This window comes from Eisenbergiella sp. OF01-20 (genome assembly GCF_003478085.1).
Lineage (GTDB): Bacteria > Bacillota > Clostridia > Lachnospirales > Lachnospiraceae > Eisenbergiella.
Window position 1 is genome coordinate 39,540 of record NZ_QUES01000011.1, and the last position, 18,352, is coordinate 57,891.

At 48.8% G+C, this 18,352-nt stretch carries 13 protein-coding genes; 3 read left to right on the forward strand and 10 right to left on the reverse strand.

The window, feature by feature from the left end:
• Positions 1-4 precede the first annotated feature (4 nt).
• Entirely contained in the window at positions 5-1,720 is a 1,716-nt protein-coding gene (locus tag DXA36_RS14360) for a sensor histidine kinase (protein WP_118680235.1), read from the reverse strand.
• 301 nt (positions 1,721-2,021) lie between these two features.
• Here DXA36_RS14360 and DXA36_RS14365 point away from each other — a divergent pair, with 301 nt between their 5' ends.
• From DXA36_RS14365 to DXA36_RS14375, 3 genes are all read left to right on the forward strand, one after another.
• Complete coding sequence (locus tag DXA36_RS14365) at positions 2,022-2,963, forward strand: ABC transporter permease (RefSeq protein ID WP_118680335.1); 942 nt, start codon at positions 2,022-2,024, stop codon at positions 2,961-2,963.
• A 56-nt stretch (positions 2,964-3,019) separates the two neighbouring features.
• Positions 3,020-3,919, forward strand: coding sequence for a carbohydrate ABC transporter permease (locus tag DXA36_RS14370; protein WP_118680236.1), 900 nt, complete (start codon positions 3,020-3,022; stop codon positions 3,917-3,919).
• Between the two features lie 82 nt (positions 3,920-4,001).
• Positions 4,002-5,288, forward strand: a complete 1,287-nt coding sequence (locus DXA36_RS14375; RefSeq protein WP_118680237.1) for a hypothetical protein — start codon at positions 4,002-4,004, stop codon at positions 5,286-5,288.
• A gap of 10 nt (positions 5,289-5,298) precedes the next feature.
• On the opposite strand, the gene DXA36_RS14380 is transcribed toward DXA36_RS14375, so the two are convergent.
• The 9 genes from DXA36_RS14380 to DXA36_RS14420 all read right to left on the reverse strand — a co-directional run bounded on the left by DXA36_RS14380 (position 5,299) and on the right by DXA36_RS14420 (position 18,306).
• The gene (locus tag DXA36_RS14380) at positions 5,299-6,918 is read right to left on the reverse strand and encodes an arylsulfatase (protein ID WP_118680238.1); all 1,620 of its coding nucleotides are present in this window, start codon (positions 6,916-6,918) and stop codon (positions 5,299-5,301) included.
• 16 nt (positions 6,919-6,934) lie between these two features.
• Positions 6,935-8,623: a sulfatase family protein gene (locus tag DXA36_RS14385; RefSeq protein ID WP_182479077.1), complete on the reverse strand. Its 1,689-nt coding sequence runs from the start codon at positions 8,621-8,623 to the stop codon at positions 6,935-6,937.
• 41 nt (positions 8,624-8,664) lie between these two features.
• On the reverse strand, positions 8,665-9,558 hold the full coding sequence (locus DXA36_RS14390; protein ID WP_118680240.1) for a carbohydrate ABC transporter permease: 894 nt from the start codon (positions 9,556-9,558) through the stop codon (positions 8,665-8,667).
• A gap of 55 nt (positions 9,559-9,613) precedes the next feature.
• Positions 9,614-10,525, reverse strand: coding sequence for an ABC transporter permease (locus DXA36_RS14395; protein ID WP_118680241.1), 912 nt, complete (start codon positions 10,523-10,525; stop codon positions 9,614-9,616).
• Between the two features lie 64 nt (positions 10,526-10,589).
• A complete protein-coding gene (locus DXA36_RS14400; RefSeq protein WP_118680242.1) occupies positions 10,590-12,272 on the reverse strand; it encodes an extracellular solute-binding protein in 1,683 nt (560 codons plus the stop codon).
• Between the two features lie 351 nt (positions 12,273-12,623).
• Entirely contained in the window at positions 12,624-12,884 is a 261-nt protein-coding gene (locus DXA36_RS33560) for a hypothetical protein (RefSeq protein WP_243114655.1), read from the reverse strand.
• Positions 12,885-13,266: 382 nt separating this feature from the next.
• A complete protein-coding gene (locus DXA36_RS14410) occupies positions 13,267-14,082 on the reverse strand; it encodes a tautomerase family protein (protein WP_147366598.1) in 816 nt (271 codons plus the stop codon).
• A complete protein-coding gene (locus tag DXA36_RS14415) occupies positions 14,079-16,421 on the reverse strand; it encodes a glycoside hydrolase family 95 protein (RefSeq protein WP_118680244.1) in 2,343 nt (780 codons plus the stop codon). The genes DXA36_RS14410 and DXA36_RS14415 overlap by 4 nt, the downstream gene beginning before the upstream one ends.
• Positions 16,422-16,593: 172 nt before the next feature.
• Positions 16,594-18,306 carry an extracellular solute-binding protein gene (locus DXA36_RS14420; RefSeq protein ID WP_118680245.1) on the reverse strand — a complete coding sequence of 571 codons (1,713 nt, stop codon included), beginning with the start codon at positions 18,304-18,306 and terminating at the stop codon, positions 16,594-16,596.
• Positions 18,307-18,352 lie beyond the last annotated feature (46 nt).

Genomic DNA, 18,352 nt, shown 5'->3' on the forward strand with positions numbered 1-18,352 from the left:
TTTTCTACAGGCTCTGCCGCGCTGCATCCCCATATGGCTGATAAGGGAACTCCATATCTATCTGCGCCCCTTTTCCCGGACGGTTACAGAACGAAAACCGGGTATCGGGAAAAATATGGCGCATGCGGAAAATCACATTGGTCATTCCGATATGCGAAGTATCTCCCGGCTCAGGATAAGAAGGAGCCGTTATTCGTTCCAGCATTTTCGGTGAAAATCCCCTTCCGTTGTCCCAGATACAGATATGCAGCCGGATTTCCTCTTCTGTTTCATAAGAGGTGACGTCTATATGCATTTCCAGAACCTTTCCCATCACTACCTCATATTTGATCGTGTTTTCAATGAAATTCAGAATGAGCAGCGGAACGACCGTGGCCTGGCGGAAGGCATCGGGACAGTTTGCATAAAGAGCCAGACAGCCGGGATAACGGATTTCTGACATTTCCACATAATTTTTGACCAGCTGCAGATCTTCATAAAGCGGAACCGTCTGACCCGAGGACAGCGTATAACGCAGATGTCTGCTCAGATCCATCAGCATGGAGCGGGACAGCTCCAGATGCTCCGGTTCCGAAAGCTGGTAGGCTGTGTTCAGACAGTTTATCATAAAATGCGGTGTGACCTGTTGTTTCAGATACTGGTTTTCCAGATGCTGATACTGAAGCTTCTCTTCATATACATCAATTTTTAAATCTTTGATTTCCGTTACCATTTCATTGAAGGTCTTTGACATCTGCCGGTATTCCTTCAGCTGCCCGGAAATGGAAATATGATTTTCCAGGTTGCCTTCCGATACTTCTTCCAAAGCCTTCGTCAGATTCGTAACGGGCCGGATGATCTGCTTTTTCACGAAAAAAACAAGAGAGAAACAAATTAGCAGAAACAAAACTGTTGTAATCAGGACATCCCGGTTTAAAGCGGCATTCAGCGCCTGCACTTCTGAATAAGGCAGCATCCTCGTCAGGTACAGCGCACCGTTGGAAAGGGGCTGCTGAACGAGGAACATTTTCCGTCCGTCTATGTTTTTAATTGCATAGGTATCAGTAAGGACTTCAAAGTCCAATGTCACCGGCCCTGTATCCAGGCCATATAAACGATTCTCCGGTGTGGTCACGTACAAATCCACCCTTTCGGAACCGGTATCCGTAAGAGACCCGATTAACGAAGGGATGCCAACCAGCGCCCCCAGCCGTGCGCCCCCTATGTTAATAAAACGGATCAGATAACAGGAACCGTTTATCTCCATAATTTCCCAGTCCCTGGATTTTTCTTCCCCGGAAATCTCTTTTCTGAGTGTATTCTGCAGAACCACGCTGATGTTTGCAATCTGGTTGGAGAACAGAAAGGTATCGTTTTCCGGCAGATAGAACAAAAAACCATCCGCCGTATATACGGATAATGCACTGGTAAAGTCCTTATTCAGATGATACAGGCAGCTGTACCAGGAAGTGGAACCAAAATCCCCGTAGATCAGGTTTGTATAATCCGCATTGTCAATCGCAACCGTATAGAGAAAGGTCTCCATACGATCCAGTTCCGTATCAATCTGCTTTTCATACAGCACTACCGTGTCCTGTGTGTTGTGATATACATGATCCAGCAATACCGATACCGCCCTGTGATTGTTAAAGGCTATGAGCGCAAGAAAAAATAAAAGGACGGCAAACAAAAGAAAAAGCGTATAGGTATTGACGGATAATTGCTGCAGTTTCTTCTTCATTCCATCCTCCGTTTGTGCATATTGCCAGAACCATGTTTCGTAATTATCAGTGTAGTCATTCCTTTTTCCAATGTCAAGAAATGCAGATTATAATGTCCGGATAATGCCAATACAAGTCAGGATTGTTGTTTTTTTGCGTCTGGACAGGCAGGTATAATCAGGACACAGGGACGCAGGCAGGCATGACGCAGGACGCAAAAGGCCGTCTGAACTGTTACCACGAAAGCAAAACGGCAGCAAATCTGACAGGCTGCCTGTTGTAACGAAAGGAGTATCCATGACGATGTCCAAAGCGCAGAACATGACGGCGGTCCGGCCGGACCGCGGTTCCAAAATGACATGGCGGAAATTCCGCCGCTATATCCCGATTTACCTCATCATGCTTCCGGGACTGGTGTATCTGTTTATCAATAACTACATGCCGCTGCCCGGCCTGATTGTGGCGTTCAAGCAGTATAATGCAAGAAAGGGGATCTACAAAAGCGACTGGATCGGCTTCAAAAACTTTGAATACCTGTTCACCACAAACGATGCCTGGGTGATCACGCGGAATACTATCTGCTATAACCTGGCGTTTATCGTGATCAATACCATCCTTGCCATTTTTGTAGCAATCCTCTTAAGTGAAATGTGGGGCAAAGCAAAAAAGGTCTATCAGAGCGCCATTTTGCTCCCCTACCTCATTTCTTCCGTTATCATCGGCTATCTGGTATTCGCATTCCTTTCCGTGGAAAACGGTTTTGTAAACAATGCGATACTGCCTCTGTTCGGAAAGGAAGGGATCAGCTGGTATTCCGAACCGAAATACTGGCCGTTCCTCCTGATTCTGGTCAATGCATGGAAAGCCATCGGCTATAACTGTATTATATACCTCTCCACCCTGATGGGCTTTGACCGCTCCTACTACGAATCGGCCCAGATAGACGGCGCCAGCAAAATGCAGCAGATCCGCTGCATCACGCTTCCCATGCTCCGGCCTACCATTATCATGCTGACCCTGATGGCGATCGGCCGTATTTTCTACTCGGATTTCGGCTTGTTCTATCAGGTTCCCATGAACCAGGGTGCGTTGTATTCCACAACGCAGACCATTGACACTTATGTTTACAGGGGGCTGCTGCAGTTAGGCAACATTTCCATGTCGGCCGCTGCCGGCGTATACCAGTCCGTTGTCGGTTTCGTCCTGATTCTGGCTGCCAACCTGGTCGTGCGCAGGGTCGATACGGAAAGCGCATTGTGGTAAAACAGCGTAACGGTTCCGGCAAGTCCGGACCGTTACGAAATAGGAGGATATCAATTATGAAAACAAGAGAAGATAAGATATTTAATGCGGTCGGACACCTTATCATAATACTATTATCAGCTGCTGCCATCATTCCTATTATCCTGATGGTCATATCATCCCTGACATCAAACGGGGCGCTGCTTCGGGACGGTTATTCCTTTTTCCCCGGGGAATGGAGTGCTTATGCTTACAAATGGATTTTCGCATCCAACGGCGGCATGGTACTGAAGGCTTATGGCATCTCTTTTCTGATCACGGCGGCAGGAACTGCCTGCAGCCTTCTTCTGACCATCGGCCTGGCCTATGGCCTGGCAAAAAAAAGCCTGCCGGGCCGTAAAATATTCACCTTCCTCGTCGTGTTCACCATGCTTTTTAACGGCGGTCTTGTCCCTACCTACATCAACTATACCAATGTCTTCCACATCAAGGATACGATTTATGCCCTGCTGATCCCGTCCTTGTTGATGAATGCGTTTAATGTCCTGCTGATGAAGAGTTATTTTGTGAGCAGCGTGCCGGACGAGATTCTGGAGGCAGCTTATATAGACGGAGCCAGCGAATTCAAGACCATGCAGAAAATCGCCGTTCCCCTGTCCAAGCCAATCATCGCCACAATCGGCATGTTCGCAGGAATTGCCTACTGGAATGACTGGAACAACGGATACATTTATCTGGTGAAACGAACCGATCTATACAGCATTCAGAATCTGTTAAACCGTCTGATGCAGAATATCAACGCGCTGACCCAGAACGCAAGCCAGGTGGGCAATGTCAACCAGGGACTGTCGGAAATTCCTTCCGTTTCCGTGCGTATGGCAATGGCAACGCTGGGCATCCTGCCCATCGTCATCATCTATCCGTTCATCCAGAAGAACTTTGTAAAAGGCATCACACTAGGCGGCGTAAAGGGCTAAAACCCCGGCCGTATGGGCTGCCGGAAGGTATCCCGGCAGACACAGAACGGCTGCGGACAACAACAAGAACAGGAGAAAAAAGATGGGAAAACATTATGTAACAGTAACGGAAAGTTTTGATTTCGGCCCCCACATCAGCAAAGTCATCCTGCATGTGGGAACCGGCCTGAAAGGTGCTGCACTTACCAAAGATATGTTTCGCGTATCTGTGACGCGCACCGCCGTATCGGGAGCGGATTTTGCCTGGCCTGTTTTCATGGGTGAAAAACCTGACGATTCCATGAAGGGAACCAGAAAAGTCACCGATCTGTATGTGTCGGACGCGGAAGGAAACCGCTCGGAAAACGGGGAATACATCACCCTTTGCCTGTACTGCGATCCCAGAGAAGGCCTTGGCTCCCTTATCCGTTTTGACGGAAACTTTAACGTGACCGTAAATGTCGCTTACCAGACCGAGCAGCTGGTACCCATAAAAACCGGCACCGGTACGCTGGAGGGGCTGGTTTTTGATGAAAACGACGGGAACTTATTTCTATACGGCGATCTGTTACAGACCGCCGTGCATGAGGATCCGGAAGCTTCGCTGGCTTATTGCTTCTACCGCCCCAAAGAAGCCGATACCCGCAAAGTACCGCTGTTAATCTGGCTGCACGGCGCCGGGGAAGGGGGAAAGGAACCCCTCATCGCCGCCACCGGCAACAAGGTGGTTAACCTGATTTCTCCCGATATCCAGAAAAAGTTCGGAGGCGCCTATCTGCTGGCCCCCCAGACGCCAACCATGTGGATGGACGACGGTAGCGGCGGCTATACGAAAGACGGGTCCTCCATGTATGTGGAACCTCTGGAACGGCTGATTGCCGCTTTTATCCGGGATCATGATGATATTGACACGGCTCGGATATATCTGGGCGGAGACTCCAACGGCGGCTTCATGACTATGAAAATGCTGATCCGCAATCCCGGCAGATATGCGGCGGCCTTCCCGGTATGTGAAGCACTGGCGGACTGCTTCATCACAGATGAAGACATCGCCGCCATTGCTTCCAAACCCATCTGGTTCACTCACGCCGAGGATGACCCGGTGGTGATCCCGGATCAGTATGTCGTCCCTACCTATAAGAGACTGATTGCTGCCGGCGGAAAAAATATTCATTTTACATACTGGGAGCATATTACGGATCAGACCGGCCTGTATTTTAATGAAGACGGCACGCCTTATACCTACATGGGGCACTGGTCCTGGATTCCTATGCTGAACAACCATTGCACTCTCGATTTCGACGGGGAACCGGTGATGTGCCATGGGAAACCGGCCGCCATCATTGACTGGATTGCGGCGCAGAGACTGGGGACGTTGTCTCATGGATAACAGCTGCATTTTATCCATTACTATGTTTCATCCACATAAGCATTTCATCCCAGTCTCTGACCTGTGTTTTCTGCATCCAGTCATAAAAAAGACCTTTCATCCTGTCCGCAGTTTCCTTTTCCTCCTCCGCAATGTCATGAAGTTCCGTCCTGTCTTTTTCCATATCATACAGTTCAAACGGACCGGGATATTTTCGTACCAGCTTGTACCGTCCCAGCCTGACCCCGCCGTTGCCTTCATGCTCCCAGAAAATAGGCCGTGTCCGTCCCCACTCCTTCCCGTTCCCGGGAAGTCCGGCAAAGCTTGCCGCAAGGCTTTCTCCCTGGAGGGGAAGCAGAGTCTTTCCTTCCTTTTGCCCGGGGTACTCTGCCCCCGCCAGTTCCAGAAGGGTTGGAAAGATATCAATAAAATGCACCGGCGTATGCCGCAGCGCCCCGTTTTCCCTGATTCCATTTTTCCACTGTACCACAAAAGGGGAGGCGATCCCGCCTTCATGAATCCAGTGCTTAAACAGCCGGAACGGCGTATTGCTCACATTTGCCCAGGGAAGGCCATAGCTCATATAGGTATCCTCTCCGCCGGGACGGATCCCGGGACGGTTTCCCACAGCGACCACCCTGCCGTCCCGCGTCTTTTCCTCCGCAAAATTCATAATCCATCCATCCGGGGGCAGTTCCTCCGCACAGGCTCCGTTATCCGATAAAAACAGAAAAACCGTATTCTCTTCCTCCCCGGCGCCGGTTACCGCTTCCATAATCTGTCCTACCGCCCGATCCATTTCCATCACCTGCGCGGCATAAACGGCCATTTTGATATCCTCCCGGTCTTTATCCGCCACGCTTTCCCAATCCGGTGACTGCGCATCTCTTGGCGACATATCCCAGATATCCTGTACGATTCCCATCTCCACCTGCCGGCGGTACCGCTGTCTGCGGATTTCATCAAAGCCGCACAGATAGGAGCCTTCCCGATCCCTGATATCCTTTTCCCTTGCATGCAGAGGCCAGTGGGGTGCATTGAATGCCACATATAGAAAATACGGATTTCCGCTGCCGGAAAACTGTTTGATATATTCACAGCTTTTTTCCCCTATTTTTTCTGTATAATAAAAGTCATCGGAGGGCCGGACGGTAAGCCATTTCCCGTCCTCTGTCAAAGTGACCGGATTATAATAATTCCCCGCGCCCTCCAACGTGCCGTAAAACCGGTCAAAACCTCTCTGCAGGGGCGTGGGATAGCCTTCCTGCCCGGCTATGCTTTCGGCTTCTTTCCGGTGTCCGTACTCGCCTCCCACATGCCATTTACCCACCATTCCGGTCTGGTAACCGCAGTTTTTCAGCCCTTCCGCCAGGGTAAGGCAGTTTTCATTCAGATATCCCTGGTATTGGGGAATCCCTATATTACCGGTCATGTGCCCTACTCCCGCCTGATGGGGATACAACCCTGTCAGAAGGGATGCACGGCTCGGACAGCACCTCGCATTGCTGTACATCTGGGTATACCGCAGACCGCAGGCTGCCATACGGTCAATACAGGGGGTAGGGATTTCCGAACCATAACACCCGATATCGGAAAACCCCATATCATCTGCCAGAAATAATATAATATTGGGCCTTTTTTCCTCTTTCATATACCACCTTCCCGTATCACCAATAATAAGTATCCGCCTCTTTTTCCGGGACTTGCGCCGCCTCTTTATCAAATAACAGCTCACGCTCCGCCTGCGTCAGTTCTCTTCCCGTATATTCCCGGAACCGAGTCATAAAATCCCTCTGCCAGCTTTCGGCGTTAAAAAGCACGGTACGGCCTGCACCGGATTTTTCCGGATTGTCCGAAGCGTACAAAAGCTCCTGCAACAGATGTCCGGCCCGTTCCCCTTCATAAAACTTCTGCATCTGATAATTGGCCCAAAAATGGAACTTTCCCCGTATGGAACCGTGGTAAGGCTTATAAGGAACCGGCACAAAATCCCCGCCGCGGGTAATGTCCTGCGGCCCGCATTCCTGTTCGTAACGCAGAGCTTCCCCGCGCAGACGGCTGACTGTTTCCCGGATATTCTCCGCCTTTTCCCCCGCCAGGTTACGTTCTTCCCCGCTGTCCTGCTGCATATCATACAGTTCTTCGTACCCGCCGTTATAATGGAAAACATATTTATACCTGCTATTCCTGCACATCACCCAGCGCCGGTATCCCAGGCCGGAGGAGGAGAACTGGAATTCCCGGTCATTCTTCTGCGCCAGCCGGAAAAGGGATTCTCCCCGCAGTTCTCCTGCCGGATAAGCAAGGCCGCAGACATCCAGACAAGTTGGCAGCAGATCAAAGGTATCCACAAATCCGCCGGTTTTTCTTCCTCCCTCAAGCCTCTTTGGGTAACGCAGAAGCAAGGGTACGCGCACTGCGCCTTCATAGGGCAGCTCCTTACTGTAATACCCCTTGTCCTGCAGCATTTCCCCGTGATCAGAGGTGAAAATAATGAGGGTATTGTCTAATAGTCCTTTGTCCTGCAGGGCATCCAGTATCTTCCCCACCGCCATATCCACCATGCTCACCGCGGTATAATATGCTTTTCTAACCGCTTCCTTCTCTTCCCTGCTGTCCCAATCCCCAAACCAGGGATTGGGCTCATTGCCGTCCATTGGCATCCTGGAACGGGGTACCGGTTCCGGAACCGCAGACTCCCGGTACATATCATCCAGCTCTTTCGGAATATTCCAGGGCGGATGCGGCTGGATAAACCCGCACATGAGAAAAAATGGCTCCTCTCCGTTTTCTTCCAGCCACTGTATGCTTCTGTCAGCGACCCACATGGTTCCATGGTCCGCAAGCTTCTGAACCGAGTTTTGCGGCACATGATACAAAAGCGGCCTGACGCCATGCGGATTCTGGATCTCTCCAAGCCCTTTTTCCTTCAGATACTGCAGATACTGATCATCCTGTCTTCTTTTGGGAAGTTCCTCCATCAGATACATTTCCCCGAATCCATGATGTTCCCTTGCAGGGAAAAAATGCATTTTCCCCACCGCTGCAGTCCGATAGCCATTCTCACTGAAAATACGGGGCAGAGTAGGGGTTGCATACTTATCAATAGGCTTTTCTTCCAAATTGGTATAGTAACCATGATCCCGGCCAGGCCGCCCTGTGATTAAATCATGCCTGCATGCCATACATACCGGATTGGTGGAATGACATTGCTCAAAAAGGACACCCTCCCGTGCCAGCCGATCCAGATTCGGGGTATGCATATGGGGAAAACCCGCCGCCGCGATGGTATCATACCGCTGCTGATCGGAAAGAAGCAGCAGTACATTCGGCCTTTTTTTTGTTTTTTCTTCCATCATTTCCTCCTTTTCAAAAATTTTATGCAATTCACCAACACTCAACCCTTGACGGCCCCTATCATAAGCCCTTTTTCAAAATACTTCTGTACAAAAGGATAAACACAAAGGATCGGCAGGGTGGATACAATGATTACCGCATATTTCACCTGATCCGCACTGTCCTGGGCATAGCCGCCCTGAATCCCTCCGTTGCCGCCCGAAAAAGCTTCATTTAAAAGCAATATCCTGCGCAGCACAATCTGCAGCGGATCATTGCCTCCGTTATTATTAAAAATCAGAGCATTAAAATAATCATTCCAATGGGCCACCGCATAATAAAGAAGCAGAACGGATAGCAACGCCTTGGACAGAGGAAGTACCACTTTTGTGAAATAGGACATATGAGAGCATCCGTCCAGAATAGCCGCTTCATATAAATCCTCCGGTATGGAATTGGAAATAAAAGTTCTTGCTATAATCAAATTATAAATATTAATCGCCATATATACAATCAATATCGCTTTGGTGCTTATCAGATTCAGGGCGCTTACCGTCATATAAAGAGGCACCAGCCCGCCGCTGAAGAACATGGTAAAAACAAAATAAAGCATTACTTTATCCGCCATCCGGAAATCCTTACGGGAGAGAGCATAGGCCGCCGGCAGCGTCACCGCCATATTCAATGCAGTTCCGGCCGCTACATAGAAAATAGTGTTTGCATACCCCTTCCAAATCCTCGCATCATTCAGAATCTGTTCATAGCCGTAAAAACGGATATCCTTCGGAAGGAACGTAACCTTCCCCAGATTGACCATGTTGGAATTGCTGACAGAAGCGATAACAACAAACCAGAGGGGATATGCGATTATGATAAAAATCATAATGCTGAGCACAATAACGGCAACGGAAAAAATCGTATCCGGCCAGTAAATCTTTTTTCTTTCTGTTTTCAATTTTTTTCCTTTCTGTCTGCGTCTTCCCCGCAGACATAAATGCAGATACCTGCTCCTACAGCAATCCGTTTCCGGTCGTCCTTTTGGCAATATGGTTGGTAACCAGCAGAAATAAAAAGTTGATTATATTATTAAAAAGCCCCACCGCAGCGCCGAAGGAAAACTGGGATGACTTGATCCCCACAGAATAAACATAGGTGGAAATCACCTGACTCGCCCCCAGATTCAGACTGTTCTGCATCAGATAGATTTTATCAAAGCCGACTGCAAGGATATGTCCCATATTCATGATCAGAAGAATGATAACCGTTGGAAGAATTGCCGGAAAATCGATATTCCACATGGTCTGCCATTTATTTGCCCCGTCAATTTTACAGGCATCATACAACTGGGTATCCACGGATGAGAGTGCAGCGAGGTATATAATGCTGTTCCAGCCCATACTCTGCCATACCCCCGACAATACGTATACCGGAACAAAAGCCTTTTCCGATCCGAGAAGGTTGGTATTTCCCGCCACCAGATGAATACTTTTCAGAAAATTTCCCACAACGCCGCTGTCATTTGCAAGCATAATAGTAAGCATTGATACCAATACCACCACCGAAATAAAATACGGGATATATACGGTGGTCTGTACCGTACGCTTCCATTTTTTATTCCTAATCTGATTGATTATCATAGCCAGAATAATCGGAGCCGGAAAACCCACAATAATACTGACCGCAGAAATCACAAAGGTATTTTTCAGGGTTGTAAGGAACATGGGGCTGGAAAAATACTGATTAAAATATTTCATCCCCACAAATTCCCCTCCGGTAATTCCTGCAGAAAAGCTGTATTCCCGGAATGCTAACTGCATCCCGTACATCGGTATATAACAGAAAATAAATACATATAAAACAGCCGGGAGAAGCATAACCCACAGCTGATAGTTCTTTTTCCAGTAATTTGCCTTCCTTTTCATAGCGCGCCTCTCTTTTCATGCGGGACCGCCCCTTTGCCGTTGAAAGAGACGGTCCCTGCAGGATTTATTTGCTCCGATATTCTTCAAATGCCGCCTGGCGGATTTCCAATATCTGAGGAAGCCCCGCATCGTTCACATTCTTCACATAAGTATCCCAATCCTTGTCAATATCTGATTCCCCTGTAAGCCACAGGGACCAGTAATTGTCAATAATATTATTGATATTCGCCTGGGTAAGAGCCATGGTATTTTGTTCCTCATCCGTATATTTCATGAACATCTGCGGATAATAGTCGGATTCGTCCATTTTATCCAGAACAGCATCATATTCTTTTCTTTCTTCCACGGCAAAGGTCATATCCCGGGCCATTTCCAGCTCCGTGCTTCTGCGGATATACATGGGGCCGTTTCCCGCAAAGGCATTCGTCCATTTCCAGGTGCCCGGATCCATGTCTGCCTCCAGGGGAGGAAGCACCTTGAAGGAATGATCACCGGTCTGTTCCACGCAGCCGTCCGCAATTCCTCCGAACAGCACCTGCACACTGGCAGCCTCTTCATAAAAGGTATCGATAAAACGCATGGCTGCTTCCGGATTTTTACATTTGGCGCTCATACAGATGCGGTTTGCGGACATATTCAGCCCGGAATAGTCATTTCTCCAACGGGTATCATAGGTACCCGGCCCGCAGTCCACATCATATGCAAGAGGTGCGAGCGGCACATACTGGGAATACAATTCAGGCCCGAATTTATCGGTTTCTTCCCAGCCGAAAGCCACACCCACAAGGGCATTTCCGTTCTCGTCACCGCGGGACAAGGATTGATAGGCAGAGTAATCACTTGTCAACGCTTTCTGGTTAATCAGCCCTTCCTTATACCATTCAGACATATATCTGAGGAAATCACGATATCTGTCGTCCACCGCATAGCACTTAACCTTCCCATCCTGTGCAAAGTAACCTTCCTGTCCCCAGTTTGTAAGCTGTATTCCTGTAGCTCCCAGCAGGTTTGTCAGGGAATAAGCGCTGTTAAACCATGCATTATTGCCGCCGTACGCATTAAAATCCAGCGGAACCTCATCATCCGGATTCCCATTTCCATTGGCATCCTGATCCTTAAAAGCTTTCAGCACTTCCTCAAGCTCTGTGAAGGTTTCCGGCATTTCCAGTCCCAGATTGTCCAGCCATTTCTTATTAATAAACATGACGGTATTTGTGGCCGGCCATTTCCCCTGGAATTTGGGGGCCGCAAATATTTTTCCTTCCTTTGTGGTTGCCAGGATTCTGGTATCCGGCTCTTCCTCAAACATCTGCATAACATTAGGTGCGTTTTCTTCTATCAATTGGGACAATTCCATAAATAAGCCGTTATATTTGGTATAATCGGAATCCACCGTGGCGTTAATCAGGATATCCGGTATATCCCCCGAAGCAAACCTTGTGGATTTGGTCGTTTCCCAATCGGAATAAATCTGCTCCCATTCAATGTCCACATTTGCTTTTGCCTCCAGCTCCTGCAGCCACTGCAGTTCATTCATATCCTTTGTTAAGGAATGGGATACATAAAGCCCGGTCAATTTTATGGTTTCCGTGTTCCCGCCTTCCTCCGCCTTTCTATCTGTCTGCGTTTCTTTCCCATTTACTACAGATGTATTTTCCGAATCTGCATTCTCATGCGAACCACAGCCAGCCAATGGAACAGCCAGCATACATACGGACAACAGAAGTGCAATTACTTTCCTTCTCATAGAACTTCCTCCTGCATTCATTTTTCATTTTCTGCTTTTTTAACCGGTATCAGTTCGTTCTGCTGCAGCACTTCTGAACCTGAAAACAGTGTATCTCCATGCTGTTTTTTTGTAAATATCGCATATTTTAAGCGTGCGGATTTTGAATCAGTACAGCATTTTTATTACTCTTTTCATATTTTTCAAAATCTGTTGCATTCAATTTTGGCAATATATCCAATTCTCCTTTACGCATCACCCAATTGTCCCCCGCACTTCGCCCAACAAAAAACAGGCAGTCCGATTCCTCTTTCTGCCTGTTTCCAGCTATACTGCCTTACTATATTCCCGTATCATCCGATTTCTTCCCAGTTACCGGCTTCCTTCTTCTTCATTCAGCCGGAAATGGTTTTCCAGTTCCGTCAAAACCTCCTGCCGGGTATCCCTGCTGCAGTCCCTGCGTTCCAAAACATAAAACCCGCTCTCCGCATATTCCCGATAACGTTCCTCACTGTTTACCCGTGCAATGCAGGCCTTGTAGTTCGCCAGTGTTTTTTCCGGCCCCTTCCCGAAAGCCGCAGCAGTTCTGCAATCTCCACCTCCGCCGCCTCCGAAGAACAGCCCCGGATCCACCTGTCATATTCCTCCGGAGAACGGTTCACAAATTCCTGCCAGTCCTTCATTGTCTGAAAATAACACAAATTCGGCTGCCTGTCCGCTTCCTTTACCTTATCCCCCAGCCCGTCATGATAATTCTCCCCGCAAAAAACCATCCCCTATTTATCCGCAAGCATCTTCACCATAGTAGATTTCCCCGCATAGGCCGTACCTGTAATAAAATACACATCCCGCAGGCAATACCGTATAATATTACTTTCCAATCCGATTTTCATCCCTATCCCCCTTCCGCCAATTGCAGATAACTTATCTGCATCCGTTATACTTCAATAACTTTCATGACACATCTTCCCTCCTATTTTAACACAATTCTGCCGGTTCTCCACCAATTCTCTTTTTATTCAGGATATTTCATTCCAAGCCCGGCCCCTTTTTCCAATTCCGGATACAGAGCAGAAGATATCGCTTCATAACCAGCCAGATATCCCCGGGCGGTAAAAACGATCGGAACCATCTGATCCTCCGGGGGTACCTCATACCTTTCAAAAAATGCCTGAAGGATCTCCGCATTCCTTCCCGACCTGGTGTTGATTCTAATTATCTGCTGGGGATAGGAAGTGCCATCCACCATCACCGTTTCCGGAAGCAAATCCAGAACCTCCTCACCGGTTTTGCTGCATTCCCCGCATACGGTCCGATAAAAATAAACAACGGATGAGCCGCCTTTTTCCAGCTTATAACCGGCAAGCAGCTGTTTCAGCGTCTGCTTCTTCGTGGGATCAAAAACGCCCCGCCCATAAACAAACAAATCCTCCCCCGCAGTCAGATATGCTTCCCGGATGGATGCACGGATGGAATCTATCCCCAAATAGATATTCCCGTTTATTGTCATAACCGGGTATGTGAGAGAGCCGGCAAATTCTTCCTGGAATCCCAGTTTTTTAAGCTCCGCATCCCTCATCTGCGCGTCTGCTTTGCGAAAAACATTATAAACGGACACCGTATAAGGATACAGGCCGGAAACATCGTCCAGTTCCTCCGACACGATTTCATAAATCTCTTTTGTCCCATCGCAGGAAGCACAGGGTTCATCATAATAAAAATGTATTTCCACGTTTTCCGGCTGTTCAGGTACCTCTTTTGTGCATCCGGAAAGGGCAGCGCACAGCAGAATAGAAAAGAAGCATAGGAAAACATTACGCATCGCTGTCAAAAATCCGCCTCCGTTACACTGCATGTCATCCCTTTTGCAAGAGTGACTTTTTTCTTTTTGTCCTTATAACAGATAATCAGCTCTCTTTCCTGCGGCATCGTCCCCTTCAGCTGCGCTTTTTCAAGCCTGCCCTCCCTGAAACGGACAGATACCGTCACCCCTGCACGGGTACGCAGCCCGGAAACCATACCTGTCCCAAAAGCCTTCGGAAGCGCCGGAAGCAGTTCAACCGCCCCTTCCGTGCTTTGCAGCAGCATTTCCGCGATACCTGCACAGGAACCGAAATTGGAATCAATCTGGAACGGAGGATGCGCGCCGAACATATTAGGATAACAGCCTCCCCCCTGCCGGTAATTCATAGGATCGCTGCCGTCCACAGGACGCATTTGTTTTTTCAGCATTCCATAAGCTTTTTCCGGGTTATGCAGACGGGCCCACAGACAGATTCTCCAGGCAAGCGCCCAGCCGGTGCTTTCATCCCCTCTCAGTTCCAGTGTCCGGCGGCAGGCCTCTGCCAGTTCGGGCGTTTTCTCCGCAGATATCTGCCTTCCCGGATATAAGGGATAGAGATGGGAAGTATGCCTGTGCGTCGGCTCGCTTTCCTCCAGTTCTTCATTCCACTCAAGCAGTTCGCCGCGTGATCCCATCCGGTAAGACGGAAGGCGTTTCCGTGCTTTTTCCACTTCTGCAAGAAATTCCTGGTCGATTCCCAGCAGCCGGCAGCAGGCGGCAGCATTCTCTAATGTCTCACGGACGATTGCCATCGTCATCGTAGTCGTCTGGCTGACCGCACCAATTTTGCCGTGACGGACAAACTGATTCTCCGGGGAGGTAGACGGCGCAAAGATCAGTTCGCCATCCTCATTCTCAACAAGGACATCCAGGAAAAAACGGGCCGCGTCCCGGATGATGGGATAACCCGTCTGACGCAGGAATTCCAAATCCCCGGAAAACAGGTAATGGTCATAAACATGCGCACTTAACCAGCCGGCGGAAAGAGGCCAGAAAGCATACACGGCCGTCCCCTTCCCATGATCCCCTACCGGTGTGGAAAGACACCAGATATCACTGTTATGATGGGATACAAACCCTCCGGCATGATAGTGGATTCGGGCGGTATTCCCTCCGCTGATCCGCAGATTATTAATCAGGTCAAATAAAGGCTCATGCATTTCCGGCAGATTCACCGTTTCCGCTCCCCAATAGTTCATCTGCGTATTGATATTGATTGTATAATTGGAACTCCACGGGGCGCGCAGATGCTGGTTCCAGATTCCCTGGAGATTGGCAGGCTGTGTTCCCGGACGGGAGCAAGAGATCAGGAGATAACGCCCATACTGGAAAAGCAGGGTGAATCGTGCCGGATCCACATCCCTTTCCCAGTCAGCCAGCCGTTCCGGAGTCGGTAATTCCTCTCTTCCCGGTCCCAGATCGAGGCAGACCCGGTTAAAATATTGCTGATATTCTTCTATATGCCGTGCGAGAAGCCTGTCATATCCCATCTTCTGTGCAGCCTGAAGCTCCCTGAAGCATGGTTCTTTATAAGGCTTCCCCTCCAGGAACGGATGCCGGAACGGGCCATGGAAGCTTGTCCGGGCCGCCAGATACAAGGTGATGCTGTCCGCATGTATTACCTCCAGCGCATCCGGCAGCCTTTTCACTTCCCCTCCCTTTGCATCAACCGCTGCTACCGCACAAAACTGCATCCCTTTCTTTTCTGGATCTTCCTCATAAATAACCGGATCCGGGGAATCTATATAGGAAGGATCTACCTGTGAAGGAGCGATTCCATCCAGAATCATTCTGTTTTCTTCCGTAGTTACTCCCGCGCGAAGCTGACTGGAAAAACCGGCTTTCAGAGACACCATACCAGGCCGGTCGGCGGAAATGTGTATCACCATAACCTGATCCGGCGCACTGACAAACATTTCCCGGACGTAAGTAACCTCTCCTGCCGAATACTGCAGTCTGGAAAGCGCCTTTTCAAGATCCAGGGAGCGGCGGTAATTGCGGATTTCTCCTTCCGGATGCACCATATCCAGCGTCAATTCCCCTAACGGCAGATAACTCTGTGTATATTCTGCGAGCACATTCTGTTCCAGGAGTTCCTGCGCCTCTTCATATCTCTTTTCCATAGCCAGTTGGCGTGCCTGTTCGTAGTATTTGGCTGCTCCGGGAATGTCATAGCTCCTGGGATAACCTGACCACAGGGAATCCTCATTTAAGGAAATCTTCTCCTGCCCGATCCCTGACCATACCATTGCCCCCAGCCTTCCGTTCCCCAGCGGAAGGGCCTCTTCCCAATATGATGCCGGTTCTTTGTACCATAATTCCATCATCCTGTTCCTTCCTTTCCCTAACCTAAGAATAAATGCTTTCTAAAGATAGAATCCCTCCTGCGCCAGTCCCTTCCAATAAATAAAAACAGTCAGGCCCCGGAAAATTCCGGAAGCCTGACCGTCTTATCCGTTTGAACATAAGGTTGGCCCGCGCAGCAGAGCGTCCGTTGTTTTATCTGCCGGCAGCCGTCTTATATATTTCTATATACCGATCAACTCTGTACGAATCCAGTTCGCTCAGATACTGCTCCCAGCCGGATTCGATGTCACGATCCCCTGTAATAAACTGAACGGTAGCCATACGGACAAAGTTGTTAAGATTCGTCTGGATTTCCGCATAGTCATCCGCCATGTCTATAGGAATGTATACCATATAATCCAGTCTTTCTTCCGGTATGTACTGCTCTACCTTTTGGGTATCAAGAGTAATGCGCTGCTCATAATTTCCGGGCAGATAAATATCCTCCGCCTCAGGAAGCATGGAAAGACGGAAAGAAGCCAAATCCGCCTGCGGCCCTACCCCCATCGTACCCTTCTTGATCTCCGCACTCTGATCTTCCGTAACGGAATTCACAATATATCTGGCTTCGCCGCCAAATACGTTCTTGGTTCCCTCAGGAGCATAATCCCAGCCAAGCCCCCGTTCTCCATACATACGTTCCATATTATAATCGTCATCATAGAAGAACTCATCAATCAGGCGGAAAGCGGCTTCCGGATATTTACAGGTATCTGTAATCACCGCATGGAACCCTTGTATTTCACCCTCATTTGCATTCTGTCCCTGACGCCTGAAACCGTCCGGCCCTGCCACGGGAATCAGAATCTGATAATTTTCCGCTTCTTCCGGATTATTATTGTCATAACCCATACCCGCATGATCACAGACATACATCCCCACCACATGCGGTTCTGTCCGGATCGTCTGTGCCATCTGATCGTCCTTCTGGGTAAAGGAAGTACCGTCAATCAGCCCTTCGTCATAAAGGCTCTTAATATAACGAAGTCCTTCCCGGTAAGCATCCGTCGACGGAGAAAATTCCACCGTTTTCCCATCGGCGCCGAGGCTGAGCCAGAAATCCGGTTTTACCGTCTGGAAAGACATACCCATCAATGCGTATTCAACCATCGTATTCCAGGTAGTCGCACCGATCATACCGATTTCATCTTTCTTTCCGTTTCCGTTGGGATCGTCGTTTACAAAAGCCCTTAATACTTCTCTCAGCTCTTCCGTATTTTCAGGCATATCCAGCCCCAGGCTGTCCATCCAGTCCTGGCGCAGATAGATTTTGGGATAGGCACTGCAGTGATAGCACTCTGAAAAACGTGCGAATCCGTAGATTTCCCCATCCGGTGCAATACAGCTCTCCTTATAGTTCGGATTCTCATCAAAAATACGCTTCATATTGTTGCCGTACTTATCAATGAAATCGGTAATAGGAAGTAACACGCCTTCCTTAACCCCATACTGCATAACATCCGATTTGGTAAATACGGTCGGCCAGTCCGTCAGTATAAGATCCGGGTAATCCCCGCTGGCCAGCATCAGGTTTCTCTTCTGGAGCGCATCGGAAAGAGGCGTTGAAATAATCTCCATCTTGATATTCGATTTTTCTTCAATCTGCTTCACAAACCGATTCTGTTCCCAATCGATATCAGCCCCACCTTCAATCCATACCTTCAGCGTAATTTTCTCATTCATGATCGGCATTCCGGTGGCGTTAAAACCTTCCGGTCCGGAAGCGTCCGCCGCCTCAGAAGCCGCTGCAGCAGAACCTTCCCCTCCTTTGCTGTCCGCGCCGGTTTCTGTTTTCCCGGACGAACATCCTGCTATGCTGATTACCATACACGCAGATAACAGCAAAGCTAACACTCTTTTTTTCATAGCTACAAATCCTCCTTGTTTTCTGAAGGAAAATGCGAGTCTCTGC